At 45.8% G+C, this 1803-nt stretch carries 4 protein-coding genes and 1 pseudogene; 4 read left to right on the forward strand and 1 reads right to left on the reverse strand.

Annotation, left to right across the window (positions count from 1 at the left end; translation table 11 throughout):
* Positions 1 to 91, forward strand: a pseudogene (locus C1T29_RS10045) (thiamine diphosphokinase); the annotation flags it as partial.
* Between the two features lie 85 nt (positions 92 to 176).
* On the forward strand, positions 177 to 257 hold the full coding sequence (spoVM, locus tag C1T29_RS10050; protein ID WP_003221545.1) for a stage V sporulation protein SpoVM: 81 nt from the start codon (positions 177 to 179) through the stop codon (positions 255 to 257).
* A 122-nt stretch (positions 258 to 379) separates the two neighbouring features.
* Here the strand turns inward: spoVM and rpmB are convergent, their stop codons facing one another.
* On the reverse strand, positions 380 to 568 hold the full coding sequence (gene rpmB / locus C1T29_RS10055; protein WP_003181685.1) for a 50S ribosomal protein L28: 189 nt from the start codon (positions 566 to 568) through the stop codon (positions 380 to 382).
* A gap of 286 nt (positions 569 to 854) precedes the next feature.
* Between rpmB and C1T29_RS10060 the strand changes: the two genes are divergently transcribed.
* Positions 855 to 1217, forward strand: a complete 363-nt coding sequence (locus tag C1T29_RS10060) for an Asp23/Gls24 family envelope stress response protein (protein ID WP_003181687.1) — start codon at positions 855 to 857, stop codon at positions 1215 to 1217.
* Positions 1218 to 1234: 17 nt separating this feature from the next.
* Positions 1235 to 1803, forward strand: a 569-nt coding sequence (locus tag C1T29_RS10065) for a DAK2 domain-containing protein (protein WP_208945675.1), incomplete at its 3' end; no start/stop codon positions are given.

Consider the following 1803-nt stretch of genomic DNA (forward strand, 5'->3'; position numbering starts at 1 on the left):
GACACTATGTATTAGTAACGAACTCATCCATTCACAAGGTGCTTTTTCGTTTTCTGAAGGCATATTAATAATGATAAGAAGCACTGATTAAATATCCTGGCGCTTCCGCTCGCTTTGTGTTTGGGATCCGATGTTGAAGGTGGATGCGGTTGCGGACTCTTTGAGGAGGGAAGGGAATGAAATTTTACACCATTAAATTACCGAAGTTTTTAGGGGGAATCGTCCGGGCGATGCTTGGCTCGTTTCGCAAAGACTAAGAAGCGCCGGGTGCGCTTTTTTTGCGGAGCGGGTCAAAGGGCTCTCCCCGGATGGCAAGCAAAAGAACGAAAAAACGCCTGCCTAAAGCGTACAGTCGCTCTTGGCAGGCGTTTATTTTTTCTTATACACGCTCAACTTTTCCAGATTTCAAAGCTCGAGCAGATACATATACTTTTTTAGGCTTGCCGTTCACAAGGATGCGCACTTTTTGAACGTTAGCGCCCCATGTGCGTTTAGAAGCGTTCATCGCGTGAGAACGAGAGTTGCCAGAACGTGATTTTCTGCCTGTAATAACGCATTTACGTGCCATTTGTTTCCCTCCTAACTATCAAAAAAAACATCATCATTCATTATCAGTTGATCACCTGTGATGCTTCAGATACTTTAATAATTTACCACAGCTGAAAACCGTTTGCAACTATTGATTGCTCTGCTTTCAAGAAAAATCCCTTGACATCTTGAAAAAATGAACGCGCTGTAGTATAAGTAGGGTTAGGTTTGGAGAGAAGCCTGCCTGTTCTTTTAAAAAGAAGGTCCTTATAGTAGAATGATGTTAACCAGAGGTCAGAAGCGAGACTCGAAAAGGAGGAACCAACGTGTCCATTGAATTCCGAACAAAATACGGACAGATTGATATATCAAACGAAGTGGTCGCCATGGTTGCGGGAGGCGCAGCGATCGACTGCTACGGGATCGTAGGTATGGCATCCAAGAACCAAATTAAAGACGGACTGACTGAAATCCTCAGAAAAGAAAACTTTGCAAGAGGCGTCATCGTCCGCCAGGAAGAAGATCGTATTCATATTGACATGTACATCATTGTCAGCTACGGAACAAAAATTTCAGAAGTGGCACATAATGTTCAAACAAAAGTCAAATATACGCTCGACCATACAGTGGGTCTTGCAGTGGATTCCGTAAATATTTACGTTCAAGGAGTACGAGTGACGAACCCGTAGTTAGGAGGAAAACAAGAGTGTCTATACGAAATCTGGATGGAAAAGCTTTTGCAGAAATGGTTCTGTACGGCGCACGCCATCTGTCTCAAAACGCAAATGTAGTTGATGCGTTAAATGTATTTCCGGTTCCGGACGGAGATACAGGAACGAACATGAATCTGTCGATGACATCCGGTGCAAAAGAAGTGGAGCAGATCGATGCCGCCAATATCGGCAAAGTGGCACAAAGCCTGTCAAGAGGGCTTCTGATGGGAGCGCGGGGAAACTCGGGCGTCATTTTATCCCAGCTGTTCAGAGGCTTTGGCAAATCGATTGAACAGAAATCGGAAATTAACGCCAAAGAATTTGCCGCCGCGTTCCAGGCCGGAGTGGACACTGCCTACAAGGCCGTCATGAAGCCTGTCGAAGGCACGATCTTGACGGTTGCCAAAGATGCGGCAAAAAAAGCAGTGCTCACCGCTCAAACTGAAACCGATATCATCAAGGTGATGGAAGCCGTCGTGAATGAAGCGGAGGCTTCATTGGAGCGGACGCCTGAGCTGCTTCCGGTTTTAAAGGAAGTCGGTGTCGTCGACAGCGGCGGAAA

Source organism: Bacillus sp. MBGLi79 (assembly GCF_002953915.1).

Coding starts and splice junctions, on each gene's coding strand:
- spoVM (WP_003221545.1), top strand. CDS start 177: ATGAAATTTTACACCATTAAATTACCGAAGTTTTTAGGGGGAATCGTC.
- rpmB (WP_003181685.1), bottom strand. CDS start 568: ATGGCACGTAAATGCGTTATTACAGGCAGAAAATCACGTTCTGGCAAC.